This window comes from Dactylosporangium sp. NPDC000521 (genome assembly GCF_042898305.1).
Classification (GTDB): Bacteria; Actinomycetota; Actinomycetes; order Mycobacteriales; family Micromonosporaceae; genus Dactylosporangium.
The window spans coordinates 992,442-1,006,738 of sequence record NZ_JBIAYW010000001.1; the positions used below are offsets into that span (position 1 = coordinate 992,442).

Here is a 14,297-nt window from a genome sequence, read left to right on the forward strand (position 1 = left end):
CGCGTCCCCCGGCCGGCCCGGCGATGCCATGATGATCGTACCGACGACGCGGCGGGGACAGGGGGAACCGATGCGCGGCACCTACATCGGGCGGGACCGGATGCTCATCGATCTGGCCTACGGCGGCATGCTCGTCGTCCCCGCCGACGATTACAGCCTCATGCCGGCGCTGACCACGTGGGGCGCGATCGAGCCGCCACTGACGAAGTTCCTCGCCAACAACCTGAAGCCGGGTCAGACGATCGTCGACGTCGGCGCGAACGTCGGCTACTTCACGGTGCTGGCGGCGAAGCTCGTCGGCACCGGCGGCCGGATCATCGCGTTCGAGGCCAACCCGACGACCGCGGAGCTGCTCAAGGACAACCTGGCGATGAACTGGCTGACCGACCACGACATCGTGGTGCGGACCGAGGCGGCGTACTCGGAGAACACGTCGGTCAAGTTCCACGCGTCGGCGAAGTTCGTCGGTGACTCGTCCATCCAGGAGCGGCCCACGCACGCGCACCGCCTCGACGACATCACGATGATCGAGGTGCCGGCGGTGCGGCTCGACGACGCGCTCAAGGACGTCCCGGTCGTCGACCTGCTGAAGATCGACATCGAGGGCGGCGAGTACCACGCGTTCATGGGCATGATGCAGCTCATCCGAGACAAGCGGATCCGGCGCATCGTCTTCGAGTGGAACGCCATCATGCTCGGCGCCGACACCGGACGCTTCGCCGCCGTGCTGCGCACGATCCGCGACGACCTCGGCGGCACCTTCCACGCCCTGGACCAGGACGGCCGGCCGTCCCCGGTGACGATCGAGGAGCTGGAGAAGGTGCCGTTCTACCCGTTCGCGGTCATCGAGCTGTGACCGGTCGTCGAGCGTTGAGCGGTCGTCGAGTGTTGCGCGGTCAGGCGACCTCGTAGGTCAGCTGGACCCGGTCGAGCCGGCCCGCCCGCAGGTCCTCGTCGGGGAGCACGAACGCCAGCCGGACCAGCTCACCCCACGCGGTGCCCTCCTCGCCCTCCAGCTGGAGCAGCGGCCGGCTGCCGGGCCGCGGGTGCGGGTGGTAGCCGTCGCCGAGCCAGCCCAGGACCTGGTGCGGGGTGTGTTCCGGGGCGAGCGCCCGGATGACGTCGATCAGCGCCGGGCCATGCTCGTGCAGCAGGGCGCGCACGGCCGGGTCGCCGAACTCCGGCACGGACCGGACCGTCCACGCACCCAGCGGTTGCGGCGGAATGACCTCCGCGTGCTGTGGCGCCTCCGGTACCGGCGGGCCCTCGGGCACGTGGAGCACCCTGCCGGCGTCGGGCTCGTCGCGCCCGACCGCGGCGAAGCACAGCAGCAGGCCGTCGCGGAGCAGCGTCCACTCCTCACCCAGCAGGTCGGCGAGGGCGGCGCAGCGCAGCTGGGCGAGGAGGGTGAGCGGCTCGCCGCCGACCGCCGGCCACGCGACGCCGGGCGGCAGGTGCGGCAGGCCGCCGTAGTTGCCGGCGTACCGGCCGCCGTCGGCGATCTCGTCGTCCTCGCCCTCCCAGTCCTCGAGCACCGCCAGCTCCAGCGCCGGCCGGGCGAGGGCCAGCACGGCGTCCCGGAGGCCCTCAAGATCCACGCGGACAGTCTGCCATCCGGCGGTCAGCGGCCGCAGGCCGGGCGGTACGCCACCGACGGCAGGTGCGCCGCCCACTCCTGCCGGGTCAGCGCGCGACCGGCGCAGACCTGGGACCGCGCGGCGGCGACGTCGAACGACCAGCTGACGACCCGGCCGTCCGCGGCGCCCGAGACGAGCGTGCCGGCCGCGGTGAACGCGAGTCCGCGCACCCGCGCGGTGTGCCCGGTCAGGGTGGCGAGCGGCCGCCGGCCGGCGACGTCCCGGACGATGACGGAGTGGTCGTCGCCCGCGGACGCGAGCCGGCGGCCGTCCCCGGTCGAAGGCGAGCACCTGCACCGGCGCCGTGTGTCCACTGAGGACGGCGAGCTCGCGGCCGGTCGCCGTGTCCCAGAGTTCGACGGTCCGGCTGTCGCCTGCCGTCGCGAGCAGGCCGCCGTCGCGAGCAGGCCGCCGTCCGGGCTGACGGCGATGTCCTGCACGGCGCTCTGGCCGGTGTCGACCCGGCTCAGCTGGCGTCCGGTCGCGGTGTCCCACACGTTGACGAAGCCACCGGCGCTCGCGCCGATGAGCCGGCGGCCGTCGGGCGTGAACACCAGCGACGTGACGATCCGCTGGTCGAGCGGGGCGGTGCGGTCGACCGGCGCGCCGCCGTCCCGCACGTCCCACAGCGAGGGGCCGAGGGTCGCCGCGGCGAGGAACCCGCCGGTGGCGTCGAAGGCGAGGTCGGTGGAGACGCCCGAGCCGTTGGCGCGCAGCGGCGCCGTCGCGGGCCGGCCCAGCCGGATGTCCCAGATGGTGACGGTGTTGGTACGGGTGATGCCGGCGAGCACCTGCCCGCCGGGTGGAACGCGACGGTCTGCACCTCGTCGCCGAGTCCACTCAGGACGGTCAGCGCCTTCCCGTCGGTGTCCCACAGCCCCACCGTCCCGTCGCTGCCGGCGGGGCCGGCCTTGACGTCGTGCACTCGTGCGGTGAACCCGCCGAACCGCCGGGCGGCGAGGTCGTGCAGGACGATCGTGCCGTTGAAGCCGGCGGAGGCGAGGTACGTGCCGTCGCGGCTCAGCGCGACGGTGACCGTCTCGGTGCGGCCGCGGTCCTGCAGCGTCTCGAGGCGTTCGCGCCGCCGCAGGTCCCAGACGGTGATGGCGCCGTTCTCGGCGGCGACGGTGCCCACGGCCACGTTCCACACCTTGGGCGCGTGACCGTCGGCGGAGGCGAGCAGCGTCCCGTCGTGGCTGAACGTCAGCGACCCGATGGCGGGTCCCTGTCCACCGAGGACGGTCCTGCCGCCGGTACCGACGTGGAACAGCGCGATGGTGTTGCCCTTGGCGACGGCGACGGTGGCGCCGTCGGGGCTGAACGCCATCGCCGAGCCGAGGTTGTCGTCGTCGAAGCGGTGCACCGGCCGCCCGGTGGCGACGTCCCAGATGATGACGGAGCCCTTGGCGCCATCGATCCCGACTGAGGCGAGGCGCGCCCCGTCGCCGTTGAACGCGACGTTCGCCGCCCGCCCCGAGTGGCCGGTCAGTGTGCCGGTGCGGGTGCCGCGGGCGGGGTCCCACAGGCCGATCGTGCCGTCGCCCGCGGCGGAGGCGAGCAGCGAGCGGCCGGGGTCGAACGCGACGGCGTAGATCGACGGCCCGCCGACGTTGAGCTCGAGCCGCCGGGGCGTCACGGCGGCGCTGAGCACGGCGCCGCGGGTCTCGGTCGTCGAGTGCAGGCGCTCGGCCTCGACCGCCAGCAGGCCGGCGAGTTCCGGGTCGGTGGCCAGCAAGGACCGGGACCGCAGCGACACCTCCTCGGCCGGCGCCGCCACCTGCTGCCGGCGCGCGTCCTGGCGCTGGCGGATCGCGACGGCACCGCCGAGCACGGCGAGCACCAGCAGCACGGCCATGCCGGCGACGAGCCGCTTGAGCCGGCGCGCCTGCCGCCGGGCGCCGGCCTGCTCCCGCTCAGCCAGGTCGTTGCTGGCCTCGAGGAACGCCGGCTCCAGCTGGTTGAGCCCGGGCAGGCCCTGCGCGGCGGCGAGCTGCGCGCCCCGGCACAGGGCGCCGCTGTCACCGTCGAGGGTCCGTCAGGTGTGGGCCGCGTCGGTGAGCCGCCGGTGCGCGACGAGGGCGGCGCGGTCGTCGGTGAGCCAGCGGTGCAGCCGCGGCCAGGCCCGGATCAGGGCCTCGTGCGCGACCTCGACGGTGCCGTCGCCGAGGACGACCAGGCGGGCGTCGGCGAGCTCGGCCAGGACCCTGGCGGTGACGGCCGGGTCGGCGACGCCGTCGAGCTCCGCGCGGACGATCGGCCGGCGGGTGTCCTCGGTGCCGTCGCCGAGCGCGGTGAGCCGCAGGAGGATCCGGCGGGCGGCCGCCGGCCCGGCCGGGTCGAGGCCGGCGTGGACGCGCTCCGCGGTCTGCGCGATCGCGCGAGCCATTCGCCGGGGTCGCCGCCGCACGCCTCGGCAATGGCGACGGTGACCTCCCGCGACGGCAGGCGGTCGCCCTTCGCCGCCTCGGCGAGCGTGCTGGCCGAGTAGTGGGCGCGGCGGGCCAGGACCCGGTGGCGTCGTGCCCCCGCCCGCAGGTCCCGCGGGCGGGGGCAGCGACCTCAGCAGGTGCGTTGCGGGCTCAGCAGGGGCCGTTGCAGGCCAGGACCTTGAGCCGGTCGAGGGCGCCGTTCCACTGGTTCGAGTCGCCGGCGAACGGGCCGGTGCTCGAGTACTGCCAGAACGACCACGTCGGCGCGCCGGCGGGCAGGGTGCCGGGGCTGCTGCTGTATCGGGCGAGCCACAGCGGGGAGTTGGCCCAGAAGCCGCTGTAGTTGCCGGTGCAGGTGACCCACCAGTCGGTCGTCGTGTAGATGGTCGCCCAGCGGCCGGTCCTGGTGTGGTACTGGTTGAGGAACGCGCGGATCCAGCTCACCATGCTCGCCTGCGACAGCCCGTAACACGTCGCGCCGTAGGGGTTGTACTCGATGTCCAGCGCGCCGGGCAGCGTCTTGCCGTCCTTGGACCAGCCCCCGCCGTGCGCGACGAAGTAGTCGGCCTGCGCGGCCCCGCCGCCGCCGTTCGGGATCGCGAAGTGGTAGGCGCCCCGGATCATGCCGATGTTGTACGAGCCGTTGTACTGCTGGGCGAAGTACGGGTTCGTGTAGTACGTGCCCTCGGTCGCCTTGACGTACGCGAACCGCGAGCCGGCGTTCCACTGCGCCGCCCAGTTGACGTTGCCTTGGTGGCCCGAGACGTCCTGGCCGTAGGTGACGGTGGCGGCCGAGGCCGGGCCGCCGGTGAGGACCGTGGTGACGAGAGCGGCCGCCAGGGACAGTGCCGCGAGGGCTCTCTTGGACACAATGCGCCTCCTTGCTCCGGGGGTGTGGCAGATAGCTTCGCCGATTAGCTCACGGTGGTGGGAAACTTTCAATAGGCAGCCATCGAAATTTATGGCGAAGAACTTCGATGGACGCAGCACCGTGAGCAGGTGTAATGTGCCGCGATGCAGGAAGGTTACAAACTTCGATGGATCCGGTAAGTTAGCACCGACGCTCTCGGGAGGCTCCTGCCATGGCCCGTCTCACCCGTCGCGGCGCCCTGCGCGGCGCCGTCCTGCTCGGCGGCGCCGCGGCGCTGCTGACCGTCGCCGACCCTTCCGCCGGTGCGGCGCTGGCAGCGCCCGACCAGCCGTCGATCGACAGCTGCGGCGCCTGGGGCGCCCGCCCGCCGGCCGGCCCGCTCACCATCGTCCAGCACCGACCGAACAAGATCATCGTGCACCACACGGCGCTGGCCAACTCGGCCGACACCTCACGCGCGCAGGCCTTCGCCGCCTCCCGCGAGATCCAGGACCTGCACATGGACGCCAACGGCTGGATCGACAGCGGGCAGCACTTCACCAACAGCCGTGGCGGCTGGCTCACCGAGGGCCGCCACGGCAGCCTGTACGCGCTGCTGCACAGCCAGACCATGGTGCAGGGCGCCCACTGCGTCGGCCAGAACGACCAGGCCATCGGCATCGAGAACGAGGGCACCTACCTCACCGAACAACCCCCGGCCGCGCTGTGGTCGAGCCTGATCGCCTTCTGCGCGTTCACCTGCCGCCAGTACGCGATCCCCGCCACCGAGATCTACGGCCACAAGGACTTCAACAACACCCAGTGCCCGGGCCTGCTGCACGGCCGCCTGCCTGAACTCCGCTCCGCCGTGGCCGCCCGCCTCTGACCCCGTCGCCACGGGACCGCGAGTGAAGGCGGGGGCATCGAGGCGGTGTCACGCCGCGGCGGCCACGGCCTCCGCGGCGAGGGCGGTCACCGCGGCGAAGTCGCCGGCGGCGATCGACGCGCGGGGCACCATCCAGCTGCCGCCGACGGCCAGCACCGAGGGCACGCCGAGGTAGTCACGCACGTTCGACGCGTCGATCCCGCCCGTCGGCACGAAGCGGACCTGGGCGAACGGGGCGGCGAGCGCGGCCACCGCCCGGGCGCCGCCGGACGTGCCGGCGGGGAAGAACTTCAGCACGTCGACGCCCAGCTCCAGCGCCGCCATGATCTCGGTCGCCGTGGTGGCGCCGGGCAGGGCGGGCACGTTGTGGAAACGACACCGGTTCACGACCGCGGCGCTGAGACCCGGGGAGACGACGAACGTGGCGCCCGCCGCCACGGCCGCGTCGACCTGGGCCGGGGTGGTGACCGTGCCGGCGCCGACCGTGACGCCGCCGTGCTTCGCCATCCGGGCGATCGCCGCGGCGGCCGCGGCCGTGCGGAACGTGACTTCGGCGATCGGCAGGCCGCCGGCCACCAGGGCGTCGGCCAGGGGTTCCGCGGCGGCCGGGTCGTCCAGCACGACCACGGGGACGATCCGGTTGCCGCCGACGACATCGACAATGCTGCTCATGAGGCGAGGTCCTTCGCGAGGATTCGGGTGGGTACGTCGGCCGCGCCGGTGACGCCGAGCCTGGCCAGGGCGGCCACGCCGAGGACGGTGGCCTCCGGCTCGGCGACGAAGCGCAGCCGGCGCGCGGTGGCGTCCTGACGCAGCCGGCGCCAGGGAGCCCAGCCGGCGGCGACACCCGCGACGGTCACGTCCGCGATCCGGGTGCCGCCGAGGGCACCGAGACGGGTGGTGGTGGCGTCGGCCTCGACGGCCAGGCCCTTGAGGAGGCTGGCCATCGCCTGGGCCCGGGTGACGTCCATCGGCAGGGCGGCCGGGCGTACCGTGCGCGCGTCCGAGTCGATGGCGGCCGGACCGACGGCGTCCAGGGCCGCGTCGACCTCGGACCACATGACATCGTCGGGCTGCTCGGCGTACAGCATCCGCCGCCACGACTGGTAGAAGCGGCCGGACGGGGTGGCGCGGTGCAGGTACCGCAGCCCGCCCGCGACGAAGACGCCCACGTCGATCCCGGCGTCGACCCGCTCGGGCAGGGCGTCGACGAGCAGCACCTGCGCCTCCGACGTGCCCGCCGAGACGTAGACGTCGCCGGGCTTGCGCACGCCGGAGCCGAATGCCCCGCACATGTGGTCGTGGCCGCCGGTGACGACGGCGACACCCCGGGGCAGGACCCCGGCGCCGGAGGTGTGCCCGACGACCGTGGCGCTGCCGGTGAGGGCGGGCAGGCGCAGGGCACCCAGGCCGAGGGAGGGCAGGGCCGTCTCGTCCAGGCTGCCGGCCCGCACGTCGAGCAGGCCGGTGCGGGAGGCGTGCGAGACGTTGAGGAACACCGGCGCGGACGGGTCGGCCAGAAGGTCCCGGGCGACGAAGTCGGCGAGGGAGGTGAACGTGCGGGCGCCGCCGAGCAGGCCGGCGCGGTCCAGCCAGAGCAGCTTGAAGACGGAGAACGTGTCGTCGACGCCGGCCCAGGCCTCGCCCGCGTGCGGCTTGGCCTCGCGGCCGTGGCCGGCGAACCACGCCGGCACCGGGGCGGTGACCTCGCCGCCGGCGCCGAGCATCACGACCTCCTCGCCGACGGAGCCGACGCCGATGCCGGCGACGGCCTGCGGGCGGACGGCCGGGTCGTCCAGCAGCTGCCGCAGCAGCCCGGCCACCGCCGCGGTGAGCCGGGCGGCGTCGCGCCGCCCGCCCCACGCGTCGTCGCTGACCTCGGTCGGCGCCGAGTACAGCGCGATGAGCCGTCCGGCTTCGGCGTCGTAGCAGCCGACCTTCGTCCGGGTGGTGCCGATGTCGACACCGAGAAACAAGCTCATTTGGAGACCGTCACGCGTTCGCGGAGGGTGGCGACCAGGTCCGGGTCGACGTCCGGGGCGAGCGAGGCCGCATTGGCCGCGCCCATCGCCGCCGCCAGGGTCAGGGCCGCTTCCGGCGTCTCGCCGCGGCCGAGTGCCACCGCGAGCCCGGCCAGGAACGAGTCCCCGGAGCCGGTGGCGTTGACCGTGTCGACCGCCGGGCTGTCCGCGGTGAGCTGCTCGCCGGGGCCGACCCAGACGGCGCCGCTGGCGCCGCTGGTGACCACGATGGTGGCGCCGGTCGCGGCGTGCAGCTCGCGCGCGGCGGCGAGCAGGTCGGCCGGGTCGGACAGATCGCGGCCCAGGATGCCGGCCAGCTCGTGGGCGTTGGGCTTGATCACCAGCCGGCCGTCGCGCGTACCGTGGCTGCCGGCGTCGTCGATGACCCGGGCGAGGGCGTCGCCGTGGGCGTCGACGAGGGCCGTCGCGCCGTGGCTCAGGGCCGCGCGGGCGACGACGGCGTGCAGGTCGGGCGCGCACCCGGGCGGCAGGCTGCCCGTGGAGACGACCACGTCGCCCGGCACGACCGCGGCGGCCAGGCCCGCGGCGAGCTGGTCCTGCTCGCCGCGGGTGACCTGGGGACCGCGCTCGTTGAGCACCGTCGAGCGCCCGGTGGTCCGCTCGATGACGACCGGCGTCACCCGGGTCTCGCCGCCGATCTCGATGTGCCGGTCGGCGACGCCCATCTCCTCGCAGCCGCGGCGGATGACCTGGCCGACGAAGCCGCCGACGAAGCCGTGGGCGGCGACCGTGGCCCCGAGGCGCCGGGCGCCCCGGCACACGATCATGCCCTTGCCGCCGGGGAGGCTCCGCACGTCCACGACCCGGTTGACCTCGAACGGCGCGAAGTGCTCGACGACCTGCAGCCGGTCGAGGGCCGGGTTGGGGCAGACCACGTGCAGGGTGAAGCCGGTCACTATTCGCCGTCGATCTGGTACAGCGCGAACAGTTCCTCGTCGGAGGCCCCGAGGACCTCCTGCTCCCGCTCGCGGAACGTCTCCGCGGTGACCCGGACGAGCTCGTCGAGCTTGTCGGCCTGCGGCGGCAGGTTCATCGCCGCGTACGGGTTGCCACCGGCGCCGAGCGGCTCGGCCGAGCAGTAGTTGTCGCCGCGCTGGTAGCCGATCGCGTACAACGCCATGATGATGACGTCGAGGTCGAGCAGGCCGTGGCCGAGGGCGCGCCGGTTGGTGTCGGCCAGGTGCAGGTTGAGCATCCGGTGGCCGTGGTCGAGCAGCGTGGCGCCGATGTGCAGCTCGCCGCTGAGCATGTGGTAGGTGTCGCCGTTGATGTGCGAGATCGCCGGGTGGTCGACGAGGTCGAGCAGCCGCAGCGCCTGCTCGAAGGTGTGCACGACGCTCGTCTCCTCGGGCCGGATCGGCTCGACGGCACCGCGGATGCCGGCCCGGGCGAAGTCGTCGGCGACGTGGCGCATGGTGCTCGCCGAGCGCTCCAGCTCGTAGGAGTCGAACGCGGCCGGGCGCCCGACCGAGCCCGCGCCGAAGAGCAGGTACGTCCCGCCGACGGCCTGGGTGAAGGCGGCCTGCCGGCGGAAGTACTCCACGGCCCGGGCGCGCACGTGCGGCTTGTTGTGCGCGAACTCCTGGTCGGGGGTGACCATGCCGCAGATGCCCGAGACGGTGATGCCGTGGTCGCCGAGGGTCTTGAGGGTGGCGTCGGGCTTGTAGCCGAAGTCGTCGGAGTACAGGTTGCCGTGCAGCTCGATGTACCGCACGCCGTACTTCGCCAGCCGCTCCGCCGACACCCCGAGCTCCTCGGTGCCGAAGCCCCAGTTGCTCCAGCCGAACTTCAGCCGCGGCTCGTCGGCGGTGTGGGAGCGGCGCGCCTCGACGAACGCCTTGACGACCCGCTGGTCGTGGACGCGGAAGGGTTGAGGCTTCATGTTCAGGGTCCTTTCGAGAACGGAACCGGCTCAGCGGCCGGACAGGAAGCGCTGGCGCAGCGCGGCCGGGCTCAGGTGGCGCAGGTTGCCCTGCCGGCCCTGGTCGAACAGCGCGGCCAGGACGATGACCAGGCCGATGCTGAGCTGCTGCAGGAACGGCGAGAGGGCGAGCAGGATGAACGCGTTGCGCAGGACGCCGAGCAGGCAGGCGCCGAGGAACGCGCCGATGATGGAGCCGCGGCCGCCGGAGAGGCTGGCCCCGCCGATGACCGCGGCGGCGATGACGTCGAGCTCGTAGCCCGTGCCGGCCTGCGCCTCGGCGACGCCGACCTGGGTGGAGAAGATGATGCCGGCCAGGCCCGCGAGCAGGCCGATGAGCACGAACGTGAGGATGCGGGTGCGCCCGACCGGGATGCCGCCGGTGCGGGCGGCGGCGTCGTTGTCGCCGATCGCCGTGACCCGCAGGCCGAAGACGGTGCGGGTGAGCAGCAGCTGGCCGAGGAGGACCAGCACGATGAAGATGATGACGCTGACCGGCACGCCGCCGAACACCCGGCCCTGCCCGATGAACGACAGCTCGGAAGGCATCGACTGGGGCAGGCCGCCGGTGACGAGCTGGGTGAGGCCGCGGGCGATGGACAGCATGCCGAGGGTCACGATGAACGAGCTGACCCGGCCGATGACCACGACGGTGCCGACGAGCAGGCCGCAGACGCCGCCGACGGCGATGCCGGCGAGCATGGCGATCCACGGGTTGGCGCCGCTGCCGTAGACGGAGCCGGCGGTGACCGCGGACAGCGCCAGCACGGAGCCGACCGACAGGTCGATCTCCTTGGCGATGAGCACGAACGTCTGGCCGACGGCGATGACGCCGACCACGACGACGGTCTGCAGGACGTTGTACAGGTTGTCCGTGCGCAGGAAGTTGCTGTTGATGAGGCTGACGACGAAGCCCAGCAGGATGATCACGCCGAGCAGGCCGGTCTCCTGCCGCTTGAAGACCGTGCGCGCGACGTCCTTCGCGGAGCGGCTGCGCGGCGGGGCCGGTGCGGTGACGGTTGGGGCAGACATGCTCATCCTTCGGTCGATCCCATGGCGGCGGCCACGATGGGCTGCGGTCCTGCGGTGTTGGGGGCGTCGAGGGTCAGCCGGCCCTGGCGGACCACCACGACGCGGTCGGCCAGCTCCACGACCTCCTCGAGCTCGGAGGAGATGAACCACACGGCGAGGCCCTCGGTGTGGGCCAGCTCGCGCAGGGTCGCGTAGATCTCGGCCTTCGTGCCGACGTCCACGCCGCGGGTCGGCTCGTCGAGGATCAGCACCCGTGGCTTGGCGGCCAGCGCGCGGGCCAGCAGCACCTTCTGCTGGTTGCCGCCGGACAGCGAGGTGATCGGCGCCTCGGTGGAGGCCGTCTTCACCCCGAAGCGGCGGGTGAGCTCGCGCGCCGCGGCGTTGGTGCGCCGGGCCGAGACGAAGCCGAGCGGCCCGAGCGTGGACAGAATGCGGACGGTGAGGTTGTAGCCGACCGTCTGGGCGTGGAAGACCTCGGTGCGCCGCTCTTCGGCGACGTAGGCGATGCCGAGCTTCTGGGCCCGCCCGGGGCCGGAGATGCGGACCGGGCGGCCGCCGACCAGGACCCGGCCGCCGCTGATGCGCCGCGCGCCGATGACCGCCTCGGCGATCTCGGTGCGCCCGGCACCGACCAGGCCGGACATGCCGAGGATCTCGCCGCGGCGCAGCGCGAAGCTCACGTCGGCGAAGCCCTCGCCCGAGAGGTTGGCGAGCTCCAGCGCGACCTCGGCGTCCCGGGCGTGCGCGACGGCGTCGCGGCGCTCCGCGACGGTCTCGGCGACCACGGCCCGCTTGCGCTCGCCGGCCATGAGCGCCACGGCCCGCTGCTCGTTGATCTCGGTCGGGTCGCCGGCCGCGACGAACGTGCCGTCACGCAGCACGATGACGTGGTCGACGATCGAGAACACCTCGGCGAGACGGTGGCTGACCAGCACCACCGCCACGCCGTCGGCGCGCAGCCGCCGCACGACGCTGAACAGCCGCTCCGACTCCTCGTGGGTGAGGCTGGAGTTGGGCTCGTCGAGGAAGAGCACCTTGGGCCGGCGGGACAGGGCCCGCACGATGTCCACCATCTGCCGGGAGGCGGCCGACAGCTCGCGGCACAGCGTCGCGGGGTCCGGCAGGTAGTCGGTCATGCCCAGGTCGTGCAGCAGTTCGCGGGCCCGGGCGACGTTCTCGCCCCGGCGGGCGGCCGCGTAGGCGGGCCGCTCGCCGAGGTCGTAGAGGAACAGGTTGTCGGCGATGGTGAGCTCGCTGATGAGCAGCGGCTCCTGGTGCACGACGACGACGCCGGCGGCGATCGCCTCGAGCGGCGAGCCGAAGCTCACCTCCTGCCCGGCGAGGGTGAGCCGCCCGCGATCGGGGCGCATCTCGCCGGAGCAGAGCCGGATGAGGGTGGACTTGCCCGCGCCGTTCTCGCCGAGCAGCCCGGTGACCTGCCCGGCCGGGAAGGCCAGCGACACGTCGCGCACGGCCCGGACGGCGCCGAACGATTTCGCCAGGCCGGCGACCGCGAGGGCCGCCGGCTTCTCAGTGCTCGTCATGCTTGCCACAACCTTCAGGTGCTGCCGGTCAGGACGCGCCCGGCGTGCCCAGCGGCACGGAGGACGGGTCGTGCTGGGCCAGGTTGTCCTTGGTCACGAACGGAGCCTCGGCCTCCTGGGCGACCTGGTCCGGGTTCTTGCCGGTGACGACGGCGTTGTACAGCTGGATGGCGACGTTGTAGCCCTGGCCGAACGCGTCCTGGCCGATCACGCCGTACATCGAGCCGTTCTTGATCGCGTCGATGTTCTCGGTGGTGATGTCGAAGCCGATGACCTTGACCGTGTCCTGCTTCTTGGCGGCGGCGACGGCCTGCGCGGCGCCGAACGGGCCGCCGGCGGTGGCGTAGATGCCGACCAGGTCCGAGTTGGACTGCAGGTAGTTCTGCGCGGCCGTGAAGGTGTTGGAGGCGGAGTCCTTGGCCTCCACGCCCTGCCCGACGAGGGTCAGGCTGGAGCCCTGCAGGCCGTCGACGAAGCCCTTACGGCGCTGCTCGGAGCCCGGGGCGGTGAACTGGCTGACGATGACGCCGACCTTGCCGGCCTTGCCACCGGTCGCCTTGATCATCTCCTTGGCCGCGGTCTGGCCGGCCTTGTACTGCTCCTGCGCGTAGTTGACCGTGCCGCCGGAGGAGCCGACGCAGTCGAACAGCGTGTTGTACGCGCCGAGCTTGGCGCCCTTGGCCGACAGCGTCTTGATGTCGGCGCAGTTGCCCTCGCCGGCGATGAAGAAGCCGATGCCCTTGTACCCCTGCGCGTCGGCGCCCTTGATGGCGCTCGACACCGTCTGCACGTCGATGTTGTCGCCGGCGACGATCCAGTCGACCTTGCCGTTGCGGGAGCTGAGCACCCGGTTGGCGTAGTCCGCTCCCGACTTCACCGACACCCAGTACGGGTTGTTCGCGAAGCCGATCATCGCCACCTTGACCTGGCTGCTGGGCTTCTGATCGGTCGGCGCGGGCCGGCCGCTGATGACGTCGGACGGGCCGGAGGCGGCCTTGCTGTCGTCGCCGCCACCGCATGCGGCGGCGAGCATCGCGACGGCCACCAGCACGGCGGTGCCGCGCGTGAGCGACCGGATCCCGGTGCGTAGGTTCATCGTTCCTCCAAGGGGTGTGTTCTCCATGCGGCCGTGCGGGGCCTTGGGATGCGGTGTTTCGGGGGTAGTGGTTCAGCCGCCGGCGAGGCGGACCTCGGTGCCCAGGGCCCGGATCTCCTCGACGACGGCGGGACTGAGGCCGCTGTCGGTCACGACGAGGTCGATGTCCTCGATCGCGCCGTAGCGGCAGGCGGCCTGGAGGCCGAACTTGGTGTTGTCGGTGAGCAGCACCGACTTCTGCGCGGAGGCGAGGATGGCCGCCTTGACGGCCGCCTCGGCCGGATCGGGTGTGGAGAGACCCCACGCCAGGTCGATCGCGTTGGCGCCGACGAACGCGGCGTCGAAGCGCAGCGCGGCCAGACGCTCCAGGGCCCAGGTGTCGACCTCGGCGTAGCTCGCCGGGCGCACCCGGCCGCCGATCGTCATCACCGTCGAGTGACCCAGGTCGGTCAGGGCGAGGGCGATCTGCAGGGCGTTGGTGACGATGAGCAGGTCACCGCGGTCCGGCAGGAGCGCGGCGAGGTGGCCCGTGGTGGAGCCGGCCTCGATGAAGATGGCGCCGAAGGGCGGGATCTCCTTGGCCGCGGCGCGGGCGATGGCGATCTTCTCGTCGCGCCGCTCGGCGATCCGGCTGGAGACGCGCCCCTCGGCGGCGAGCGTCGCGCGGGCCACGGCGCCGCCGTGCACCCGCCGCAGGTCGCCCGCGGCCTCCAGCGCCGACAGGTCGCGGCGGATGGTCTCGGCGTTGACCGAGAAGCGGCTCGACAGCTCGGCTGCCTGCACGCGCCCGCTGCTGCGGACGATCTCGGTGATCTCGCGCCGGCGCTCGGCTGCCTGCATCGCGCCACCTCCCTTCCCTG

At 73.1% G+C, this 14,297-nt stretch carries 15 protein-coding genes and 1 pseudogene; 2 read left to right on the plus strand and 14 right to left on the minus strand.

Annotated elements, in window-relative coordinates:
- Positions 1–70 precede the first annotated feature (70 nt).
- Entirely contained in the window at positions 71–856 is a 786-nt protein-coding gene (locus tag ACFY3L_RS04745) for an FkbM family methyltransferase (RefSeq protein WP_389318713.1), read from the plus strand.
- Positions 857–896: 40 nt separating this feature from the next.
- On the opposite strand, the gene ACFY3L_RS04750 is transcribed toward ACFY3L_RS04745, so the two are convergent.
- From ACFY3L_RS04750 to ACFY3L_RS04775, 6 genes and pseudogenes are all read right to left on the minus strand, one after another.
- Positions 897–1,598, minus strand: coding sequence for a DUF1963 domain-containing protein (locus ACFY3L_RS04750; protein ID WP_389318714.1), 702 nt, complete (start codon positions 1,596–1,598; stop codon positions 897–899).
- A gap of 23 nt (positions 1,599–1,621) precedes the next feature.
- Positions 1,622–2,191: a WD40 repeat domain-containing protein gene (locus ACFY3L_RS04755; protein ID WP_389318716.1), complete on the minus strand. Its 570-nt coding sequence runs from the start codon at positions 2,189–2,191 to the stop codon at positions 1,622–1,624.
- The gene (locus ACFY3L_RS04760; RefSeq protein WP_389318718.1) at positions 2,104–3,492 is read right to left on the minus strand and encodes a WD40 repeat domain-containing protein; all 1,389 of its coding nucleotides are present in this window, start codon (positions 3,490–3,492) and stop codon (positions 2,104–2,106) included. The genes ACFY3L_RS04755 and ACFY3L_RS04760 overlap by 88 nt, the downstream gene beginning before the upstream one ends.
- Positions 3,493–3,672: 180 nt before the next feature.
- A complete protein-coding gene (locus ACFY3L_RS04765) occupies positions 3,673–4,023 on the minus strand; it encodes a hypothetical protein (RefSeq protein WP_389318720.1) in 351 nt (116 codons plus the stop codon).
- Between the two features lie 59 nt (positions 4,024–4,082).
- A pseudogene (locus ACFY3L_RS04770) lies at positions 4,083–4,172 on the minus strand (XRE family transcriptional regulator); the annotation flags it as partial.
- A 44-nt stretch (positions 4,173–4,216) separates the two neighbouring features.
- Positions 4,217–4,936 carry a lysozyme gene (locus ACFY3L_RS04775; RefSeq protein ID WP_389318721.1) on the minus strand — a complete coding sequence of 240 codons (720 nt, stop codon included), beginning with the start codon at positions 4,934–4,936 and terminating at the stop codon, positions 4,217–4,219.
- A gap of 212 nt (positions 4,937–5,148) precedes the next feature.
- Here ACFY3L_RS04775 and ACFY3L_RS04780 point away from each other — a divergent pair, with 212 nt between their 5' ends.
- Complete coding sequence (locus tag ACFY3L_RS04780; RefSeq protein WP_389318723.1) at positions 5,149–5,802, plus strand: peptidoglycan recognition family protein; 654 nt, start codon at positions 5,149–5,151, stop codon at positions 5,800–5,802.
- A 48-nt stretch (positions 5,803–5,850) separates the two neighbouring features.
- Here ACFY3L_RS04780 and eda read toward each other — a convergent pair whose 3' ends face one another.
- The 8 genes from eda to ACFY3L_RS04820 all read right to left on the minus strand — a co-directional run bounded on the left by eda (position 5,851) and on the right by ACFY3L_RS04820 (position 14,277).
- On the minus strand, positions 5,851–6,474 hold the full coding sequence (gene eda / locus ACFY3L_RS04785) for a bifunctional 4-hydroxy-2-oxoglutarate aldolase/2-dehydro-3-deoxy-phosphogluconate aldolase (protein WP_389318725.1): 624 nt from the start codon (positions 6,472–6,474) through the stop codon (positions 5,851–5,853).
- Positions 6,471–7,784 (minus strand): L-fuculokinase, encoded by a 1,314-nt coding sequence (locus ACFY3L_RS04790; RefSeq protein WP_389318727.1) that lies wholly within the window; start codon positions 7,782–7,784, stop codon positions 6,471–6,473. Before ACFY3L_RS04790 ends, eda begins: the two co-directional genes overlap by 4 nt.
- Positions 7,781–8,740 (minus strand): 1-phosphofructokinase family hexose kinase, encoded by a 960-nt coding sequence (locus ACFY3L_RS04795; RefSeq protein ID WP_389318729.1) that lies wholly within the window; start codon positions 8,738–8,740, stop codon positions 7,781–7,783. Before ACFY3L_RS04795 ends, ACFY3L_RS04790 begins: the two co-directional genes overlap by 4 nt.
- Entirely contained in the window at positions 8,740–9,726 is a 987-nt protein-coding gene (locus ACFY3L_RS04800; RefSeq protein WP_389318731.1) for a sugar phosphate isomerase/epimerase family protein, read from the minus strand. The genes ACFY3L_RS04795 and ACFY3L_RS04800 overlap by 1 nt, the downstream gene beginning before the upstream one ends.
- A gap of 30 nt (positions 9,727–9,756) precedes the next feature.
- A complete protein-coding gene (locus tag ACFY3L_RS04805; RefSeq protein ID WP_389318733.1) occupies positions 9,757–10,797 on the minus strand; it encodes an ABC transporter permease in 1,041 nt (346 codons plus the stop codon).
- Positions 10,798–10,799: 2 nt separating this feature from the next.
- A complete protein-coding gene (locus ACFY3L_RS04810) occupies positions 10,800–12,341 on the minus strand; it encodes a sugar ABC transporter ATP-binding protein (protein ID WP_389318735.1) in 1,542 nt (513 codons plus the stop codon).
- Between the two features lie 28 nt (positions 12,342–12,369).
- Entirely contained in the window at positions 12,370–13,437 is a 1,068-nt protein-coding gene (locus tag ACFY3L_RS04815) for a sugar ABC transporter substrate-binding protein (RefSeq protein WP_389318737.1), read from the minus strand.
- 72 nt (positions 13,438–13,509) lie between these two features.
- Positions 13,510–14,277, minus strand: a complete 768-nt coding sequence (locus tag ACFY3L_RS04820; RefSeq protein ID WP_389318739.1) for a DeoR/GlpR family DNA-binding transcription regulator — start codon at positions 14,275–14,277, stop codon at positions 13,510–13,512.
- Positions 14,278–14,297 lie beyond the last annotated feature (20 nt).

What these genes read in the sequence shown, in the direction of transcription:
- eda (WP_389318725.1), bottom strand. Translation starts at nt 6,474, where the DNA reads ATGAGCAGCATTGTCGATGTCGTCGGCGGCAACCGGATCGTCCCCGTG.
- ACFY3L_RS04780 (WP_389318723.1), top strand. Translation starts at nt 5,149, where the DNA reads ATGGCCCGTCTCACCCGTCGCGGCGCCCTGCGCGGCGCCGTCCTGCTC.
- ACFY3L_RS04745 (WP_389318713.1), top strand. Translation starts at nt 71, where the DNA reads ATGCGCGGCACCTACATCGGGCGGGACCGGATGCTCATCGATCTGGCC.
- ACFY3L_RS04820 (WP_389318739.1), bottom strand. Translation starts at nt 14,277, where the DNA reads ATGCAGGCAGCCGAGCGCCGGCGCGAGATCACCGAGATCGTCCGCAGC.
- ACFY3L_RS04805 (WP_389318733.1), bottom strand. Translation starts at nt 10,797, where the DNA reads ATGTCTGCCCCAACCGTCACCGCACCGGCCCCGCCGCGCAGCCGCTCC.
- ACFY3L_RS04815 (WP_389318737.1), bottom strand. Translation starts at nt 13,437, where the DNA reads ATGAACCTACGCACCGGGATCCGGTCGCTCACGCGCGGCACCGCCGTG.
- ACFY3L_RS04810 (WP_389318735.1), bottom strand. Translation starts at nt 12,341, where the DNA reads ATGACGAGCACTGAGAAGCCGGCGGCCCTCGCGGTCGCCGGCCTGGCG.
- ACFY3L_RS04790 (WP_389318727.1), bottom strand. Translation starts at nt 7,784, where the DNA reads ATGAGCTTGTTTCTCGGTGTCGACATCGGCACCACCCGGACGAAGGTC.
- ACFY3L_RS04800 (WP_389318731.1), bottom strand. Translation starts at nt 9,726, where the DNA reads ATGAAGCCTCAACCCTTCCGCGTCCACGACCAGCGGGTCGTCAAGGCG.
- ACFY3L_RS04765 (WP_389318720.1), bottom strand. Translation starts at nt 4,023, where the DNA reads ATGGCTCGCGCGATCGCGCAGACCGCGGAGCGCGTCCACGCCGGCCTC.
- ACFY3L_RS04760 (WP_389318718.1), bottom strand. Translation starts at nt 3,492, where the DNA reads ATGGCCGTGCTGCTGGTGCTCGCCGTGCTCGGCGGTGCCGTCGCGATC.